Origin of the sequence: Alcanivorax sp., from assembly GCF_040118815.1 — a bacterium.
Classification (GTDB): Bacteria; Pseudomonadota; Gammaproteobacteria; order Pseudomonadales; family Alcanivoracaceae; genus Alcanivorax.
In genome coordinates, this window is record NZ_JBEDTC010000005.1 from 1 (window position 1) to 6,640 (window position 6,640).

The 6,640-nt window shown below is 54.6% G+C and carries 3 protein-coding genes and 1 pseudogene; all 4 read right to left on the reverse strand.

Features of this window, described 5'->3' with window-relative positions:
- On the reverse strand, positions 1-2,678 hold a 2,678-nt coding region (locus ABNH18_RS03940), incomplete at its 3' end, for an efflux RND transporter permease subunit (RefSeq protein WP_349381550.1).
- Positions 2,675-4,417 (reverse strand): efflux RND transporter periplasmic adaptor subunit, encoded by a 1,743-nt coding sequence (locus ABNH18_RS03945; RefSeq protein WP_349381551.1) that lies wholly within the window; start codon positions 4,415-4,417, stop codon positions 2,675-2,677. The genes ABNH18_RS03940 and ABNH18_RS03945, both read right to left, overlap by 4 nt.
- Positions 4,404-5,699: a TolC family protein gene (locus ABNH18_RS03950; RefSeq protein ID WP_349381552.1), complete on the reverse strand. Its 1,296-nt coding sequence runs from the start codon at positions 5,697-5,699 to the stop codon at positions 4,404-4,406. The genes ABNH18_RS03945 and ABNH18_RS03950 overlap by 14 nt, the downstream gene beginning before the upstream one ends.
- A gap of 726 nt (positions 5,700-6,425) precedes the next feature.
- Positions 6,426-6,560: pseudogene (locus tag ABNH18_RS03955) on the reverse strand (Cd(II)/Pb(II)-responsive transcriptional regulator); the annotation flags it as partial.
- Positions 6,561-6,640 lie beyond the last annotated feature (80 nt).

Here is a 6,640-nt window from a genome sequence, read left to right on the forward strand (position 1 = left end):
ACACGGCGAAAGGTCAGGAATAACAGTACGAAAATAATCAGTAAGGTCGCCGGTACCACCACTTTTAGCCTCGCATTGGCCCGCTCCAGGAACTCGAACTGACCGGCAAAGGACAAGCTGACCCCCTCTGGCAACCTGACTCCATCATTCACTGAGGCACGTAGATCATCCACTACCGAGGCCAGGTCACGCCCCCGAACATCGATATACACCCACCCAGACAGTCGGCCATTCTCACTTTTTAACATCGGCGGCCCATCGGTAATCTTGATATCCGCCACGGTTCCGAGGGTAATTTGTTTTCCTTCGGGAGTGACTATGGGCAAATCGCGTAAGCGATGCACCGTGTCGCGCCACTCGCGAGGATATCGAAGGCTGATCGGGTAACGCTCCAGCCCTTCCACTGTCTCACCGATGTTTTCACCACCAATCAAACCACTGACCACCGACTGAATATCCGCGATGTTGAGGCCATACTGAGCCGCAATGCCACGCCGAATATCGATATCCACATAACGACCACCAGTCAACCGTTCAGCCAATGCTGAGGAAACACCGGGTACTTGTTTGGCTACCTGTTCGATTTGACGACTCACCTGGTCAATGATCTCTAGGTCATTACCCGCTACTTTGATGCCAATTGGGCTCTTGATGCCAGTGGCAAGCATGTCGATACGATTGCGTATCGGAGGAATCCAGATATTTGCCAGTCCAGGCACGCGTACAATACGGTCCAGCTCTTCGACAAGTTTCTCCGTTGTCATGCCTTCACGCCATTGGTCCTTGGGTTTGAAACGGATGGTGGTTTCAAACATCGTCAATGGTGCAGGGTCAGTCGCTGTCCGCGCACGCCCCGCCTTGCCGAACACCTGCTCCACCTCAGGCACCGTTTTGATCAACCGATCGGTCTGCTGTAGAAGCTCGGTAGCTTTTTGTGCTGACAAGCCTGGTAAGGCACTTGGCATATACAGCAAATCGCCCTCATCCAGCGGTGGCAAAAATTCACCACCAAGCTGACTTAGCGGCCAAAAGGCGGTAACAAAAACTAAACCGGCAACCAGCAAGGTGGTTTTCGGCCACGCCAAGACTCGCTCTAGTGCGGGTTGATAACAACTAATCAAAAAGCGACTGATTGGATTACTTTCCTCGGAAGGTATCTTTCCCCGAATCCAGTACCCCATTAACAGTGGAACCAATGTCACCGATAGGCCGGCTGCCGCCGCCATAGCCCAGGTTTTGGTAAATGCCAGTGGGCCAAATAGCCGCCCTTCCTGTGCTTCCAAGGTAAAGACAGGAATAAACGACAAGGTAATAATTAGCAACGAGAAGAACAGCGCCGGCCCCACTTCGACAGCTGCTTGCTCTATGACTCGCCAATGCGCATTACCAGTCAGAGATTGCCCTGGGTTATCCCGATGCCAAATCTCAATTTTCTTGTGAGCGTTCTCGATTAACACCACTGCTGCATCCACCATCGCGCCGATAGCGATAGCAATGCCGCCAAGCGACATGATATTGGCATTGATGCCCTGGTAACGCATCACAATAAAGGCAGCAAGGATTCCCAGCGGTAGGGAAATGATGGCCACCAGTGACGAACGCAAATGGCCAAGAAACAATACGCACACCAGTGCAACTACAATGAACTCTTCAATCAATTTGTAACTGAGGTTTGTTACCGCTCGATCAATCAGCTCACTTCGATCATAGGTGGTGACGATCTCAACCCCTTCCGGCAAGCTTTCCCGCAGTGTCTCAAGTCGCTCATGCACGGCAGATAGCACGGCGCGGGCGTTCTTGCCTGAACGCAGAATGACGACCCCGCCGACGACTTCCCCTTCACCGTCCAGCTCGGCAATACCACGCCGCATCTCCGGACCAAGGCGAATCTGCGCCACATCTCCAAGCTGTACTGGCACTCCATCAACCAGTTTTAGTGGGATTTTTCGGAAATCCTCGAGTGACTGAAGGTAGCCACTGGAGCGCACCATGAACTCCGCTTCGCCCAGCGTCAGCACTGCTCCCCCGGTTTCCTGGTTAGCTTGTTCTATCGCCTTGCGTACTTGTTGATGACTGATCCCATGGCTGGCGAGTTTGACCGGGTCAGGGACTACCTGATACTCACGTACCATGCCGCCTATGGTTGCCACTTCTGCAACGTCAGGCAGAGTCTGCAGCTCGTATTTTAGAAACCAGTCCTGTATCGAGGTTAGCTGCGATAGATCATGCTGGCCGGTGCGATCGATCAATGCGTACTGATAAATCCAGCCGACACCGGTAGCGTCTGGCCCAAGTGATGGTCGTGCTGTACGCGGCAATTCAGACTGGACCTGACTAAGGTATTCCAACACCCGTGAGCGTGCCCAATACAAGTCGGTACCATCTTCAAACAACACGTAAACATAACTATCACCGAAGAACGAGTAACCACGTACTGTGCGCGCACCTGGCACGGCCAGCATGGTGGTGGCAAGTGGATAGGTAACCTGTTTTTCCACCAGCTGCGGTGCCTGACCTGGGTAACTGGTGCGGATAATCACCTGTACATCGGACAGATCCGGTAAAGCATCTACGGGGGTATTGTTGATAGACCAGATTCCCCACGCACTCATGAACAGCGTCGCCAGCAGCACCAAAAATCGGTTAGCCAACGACCAGCGAATCAGGGTAGCGATCATGGTGCAACCTCCTGTTTGTCGAGAGACACCACAGTCAAGCCATTATCGGTATCTTTGACGCCGACGCGCACACGATCGCCCACTGCTATATCGCTGGCCACCTGTTCGCTGGCAAGACGAAAGCGCATGGTCATGCCAGGCATACCGAGCGTCTTAAAAGGACCGTGTTTAAGCTTGACCTTGCCGTCGGATAGCCCCTCGATAACCCCCTCGGCGTAATGCAACGAATTCACTTGGGTGTCTTTTTGTTCCGCCACCTGCTTTTCTAGGCGCTCCACAATCAACCCTTTGTCTGTATCACGAATGCCAATGCGCACGCGATCACCTACCGATATCCCTTTGCCTACTTGTTCATTCGCCAGGTTAAAACGCATGGTCATGGCAGGCATGGACAAGCTCTTGAAAGGGCCATGGTCCAGCATTATTTTGCTGCCATTCAGTTGCTCGACAACACCTTCGGCATAGTGCAGTGCGTTCATCATTTCCGTCTCATCTGACATAGCCAGCTCCTGAACGGCAATGCCTTGCAGGCTGGCTTCGGAATCGAGCAGGAACTGACCACTGACAACCACCTTCTGGTCTTCCTTCAGCCCTGCCAGGATCAGCGTTTGGTCTCCCAGCTCGCCCCCCGGCAACACTGCCTGCGGACGATATCGACCCTCCCCCTCATCAAGCATCACCAGGCTGCGCTTTCCTGTATGCAATAAGGCTGCGGTTGGTACGGCCAATGCTTTCTGTGTGGCTTCGCCATGAATGCGTACCTGAGCGCTCATGCCCGGACGCAGATCACCCTCGTCATTGGACAAGGTCACTCGCACCGGCACAGTTCGGCTGGACTGATCCACCAGAGGCAGAATGTCGGCAACTTGCCCCTCACGCAGTGCTGGCTTCACTCCTTGAACGGTCACGTCAACAGCGTTACCACTACTGACTTGCCCCAATTGGCGTTCCGGGACTGCTATCTCCACCCACACGGGGTTGAGTGACTGAATCTCCGCCACGGGAGCACCGGCCGACAGCGTCATGCCAGCACGAGCATTGAGACTGCGTATCACGCCATCATGCGGAGCTGTCACCGTCCAGGTTTCCAGCGGTTTACGTTGGCGTTCAATACTTCGGATCAGGGATGCAGGCATGCCCAATGACAACAGGCGCTCCCGCCCGGCGACGATCAGTTCGTTGTTGCCGCTGCCGAGCACGGCCAGCCATTCATGCTGAGCTCCAGTCCAGGCCGGAACTCTCAATTGCATCAGCGGCTGACCACTGGAGATGGTGTCGCCCTCAGCCAGAGGCCAGACCTTGTCTACGAAGGAAGGCGCGGGGCTTTGCAGGCGTGTCAGGGCGCGGTCGTTGTAAGCAATCAACCCCGTGACATCAAGCTGAGATTGTGACTGAGCCACGACCACCGAGGCACTGCGAATTCCCAGATTTTGTACCATGGCTGCATCAATACGGACCGTTGGCTGATCGCTATCATCACCACCATTGGCATAACGGGGCACCAACTCCATATCCATGAAAGGTGAGGGCCCGGGCTCGTCAAAGTGCTGCTGGGGATACATAGGGTCATACCAGTACAGCACTTCCTTTTCATCCGCTTTGCTGTTGGTTTCACCGCTGTCCATCGCCATCGATATACTGCTCTGCGAAGGGGTGACGTAACGGCCCAAATATATTCCGGCTAACAACAACAGCGAGGCAGCCAAACCGATCAAGGCATTGCGTTTAATGTTCATCATCTTGCTCCTCGCCCACCATGCCGTGGTGGTCGTAGGTAAAATGGAGGGCGGCTGCCTGCTGGTCATACTGCCCGCTGAGATCAATTTCTTTCAGTTTGGCGTCCAGCCATTCGCTACGTGCCCGTACAAGATCGGCCAAACTGCCATCACCGCCGCGCCAAGCTGCCCTAGCCAGTCCCACTTTCTCTTTTGCCAGAGGCACCAGTCGCTCCCGTTGCCGGGCAAGCGTGCGTTCCTGGCGTTCATATTCGGCCAGATCGCTCTGCAGCATCGCTTCATGTTCGCGACGTACCGCCTCTGCACGAGATTCCAGTGCTTGCCACTCAGCTTCCGCCGAGGCAATGCGAGGCCCCTGGCGCGACCGGCTGAACAATGGCAGGTCCACATTGACCTGTAGCATCGCCATGTCACTGAATTCTTCACGATTCATATAAGCCAGAGTTAAAGCCCAGTCCGGCTTCTTGGCGGCACGAGCCTCGTCCGCGTTAGCCTGGGCGACAGAAGCCTGACGCGACGCTATCTCAAGTTCAGGGTGCTTATGCAGGCTATTCAGTAACTGTTCAGCATTGATGGCGAAATCAGGTGCTTGGCCAGCCGGTGATTGCCGGCCGGCTTCCCCCAGCCAGCGTATTAAACGAGCCTTAGCCTGGCGTTGCCTGGCCAGAAGAGCATCTCGCCGATCCAGTAATGTCACGGCTTCCTGCCTGGGTGCCACGCTATCAATAGCCTTTCCTTGACCCGATGAAAGCCGGGCACGCACTGCCTTGTCGAACAAACGATTTTCAGCAATGAGTTCTTCCAGCAGGACTAGTTGACGATCCAGAGTGTGGAGCTCGATCCAGGCTTGAGCGGTCTGACGCAGCACGGCCAGACGAGTGGCCTCTTTCGTGGCCTCCGTTAAGCCGATTTGCTGTCTGGCACCTTCTGCCCTTGCTGTGCGTTTGCTGCGATTGGGGAAACGCTGGGTTACACCAATACGCTGCATGGTCATGAAATCACTCGACAGGCTGTAACGATCGGCACCATCCACAGGTACATTGTCGAGGCCAAGAATCAGGGTGGGATCGGGCAAAGCATCGGCAGGCCCTTCTGCCTGCTGAGCGGCCTCGACGCGGGCCGATTCCGCCCGCAATTCCGGTGATTGACGTAAGGCGAGCTGTAGCGCCTGATTAAAAGTCAGGCCTTCTGCCCCAAACGCCTGGACACTAGCTAGCAGCAGGGAGGGCGCTAGCCAGCCGAGTGCGCGCCGATACCGGCCGGCGCTCAGAAATATCCAATACATGTGTCACTCCAACACGGATCATGGCGCGCAACGCGCCCTCAGTGGGCCCAGACCAGGCCGGACCCCGAAAAGATCAGTGAGAAAGTGCTAGAGGCGGTCGCCAGATGGTAGATAAGGCAAGGGGGAGATAGAGAGGGTTAGAAAAATGAGGGGTAGCCGGATTTGCTGCCTGAAAAGAAACCGCCGGAGCCGTATTCATGATCGAGAGCTGCCCAGCATGGCACTCCTGGCCAGGCTTGCAAACCGGGCCGCTGTGCGTGTTGGATTCACCATCCAGACAACAATCGTTTTGTGGCATGGCGGACATCATGCTGCAACGGTCATCCATGTCTGCCTGCATCATGGTTTGTTCCATGGGGCAAGGCTGCGCCAATTGCACCGCTGCCATCCCCTGCAAGGAGATGCTAAGCAGAAATAGGCAACTAATGAAAAACCGAGCAATAAACATATGGTGTCAGCATAGTCCGAAGCAATGTGCTATTAACAACATAAACCTTGGGGTAGCCCCCCATGTCAACGTTTAATATTGAGCTATGTAACTATTGATCGCCAGCTCTGCTCCCTCTGGCATGCTCTTCTGCTACGCCACAGCCTTCAATAGCATTACTTGATGAAGCGTGAAAGTGTCTCTCGATGCCATTCCAGGCGCCTGTTGGCATGCTGGGTACCGAGGCTTATGTCGACAGGTGGCGGCGTGGTTAAGAACTATAAAATCGACACTTTGATCTATTGCGGTTGTAAGATGCCCTCGCTGATGCCAGCAAGAACCCCGCAAGCATCAACTTCACGGCCATCGTTGCACCTCGCTCTCAGGGAAACGAGTTGCTTCTCAAGCGATTGCAAAGCCGTTATCTGCGACCGCGCATCAGCAGACTTCCTGTTATAAGCAACCTGTTGGCTTTACACACCTAGAGAGTTAATCACAATGAGTTGGATTAAAG

Excerpts from the sequence above, each read along its gene's own strand:
- ABNH18_RS03945 (WP_349381551.1), bottom strand. The coding sequence starts at position 4,417 with ATGATGAACATTAAACGCAATGCCTTGATCGGTTTGGCTGCCTCGCTG.
- ABNH18_RS03950 (WP_349381552.1), bottom strand. The coding sequence starts at position 5,699 with ATGTATTGGATATTTCTGAGCGCCGGCCGGTATCGGCGCGCACTCGGC.